1 protein-coding gene is annotated in these 851 nt (G+C 43.4%); it reads left to right on the top strand.

Annotated features, from left to right (window positions below):
• Nucleotides 1-851 (top strand): transposase (locus ADS77_RS21170; RefSeq protein WP_161803899.1); only part of this gene is annotated, 851 nt, incomplete at both ends.

The raw sequence follows: 851 nt of genomic DNA, 5'->3' as shown, positions 1-851 counted from the left end.
TGTTATATTGTCGAAAATAAACTCGACTTGTCGGGCTTTGACGCGTGGTATAACAACGACAAAACAGGCGCGGCAGCGTATCCGCCCACGGTGATGTTAAAGATTATTTTACTCGGTTATGCGCATGGATTAATTAGTAGCCGCCGAATAGCCAAGGCCTGTGAGAACAATATTTTGTTCATGAGTGTGTCGGGCGATATTCAACCTCATTACACATCGATAGCGGGATTCGTGGCGAAAATGCATGARCAGATTGAACCGCTGTTCACGCAAGTGCTGATGATATGTGATGAAGAAGGCTTGATAGGCCGCAACATGTTTGCGATTGATGGCTGTAAATTAAAATCAAATGCGAGCAAGGAATGGAGCGGCACATTCGATGAGCTAGGGCGTAAAAAAGCAAAATTAGAACGTGCAAGCAAACGTATTATTGAGCGTCACCAATCGCAAGATGGACTGGGCGATGAGTTCATTGAACAAGACTTAAAGCAAAAAGAAAAACTGGATAAAAGCGCAGAGAAAATCACAGACTTTCTCGCCACACACAAAGAAAAAACAGGCAGTAAAGGCAAGCCCATTAAAAGCAATATTACCGACCCTGATAGCGCGAAAATGACCACCTCGAAAGGCACAATTCAAGGCTACAACGGGATAGCAATAAATGACGACAAGCACCAAGTTATACTGCAAGCACAGGCATGGGGCTCAGTGGGTGAGCAACAAACCTTACAGCCAGCGGTTAAACAATTAAAACAGCAGTTAGATAAACTGAACACAGATAAATCCGCAGACAAACACACAATCAAATTTACCGCAGACAGTGGTTTTAACAGCGAAGTAAACCTTGAATA

The organism is Pseudoalteromonas porphyrae, assembly GCF_001298125.1.
Classification (GTDB): Bacteria; Pseudomonadota; Gammaproteobacteria; order Enterobacterales; family Alteromonadaceae; genus Pseudoalteromonas; species Pseudoalteromonas neustonica.
This window is presented reverse-complemented; position numbering and strand designations above follow the sequence as displayed.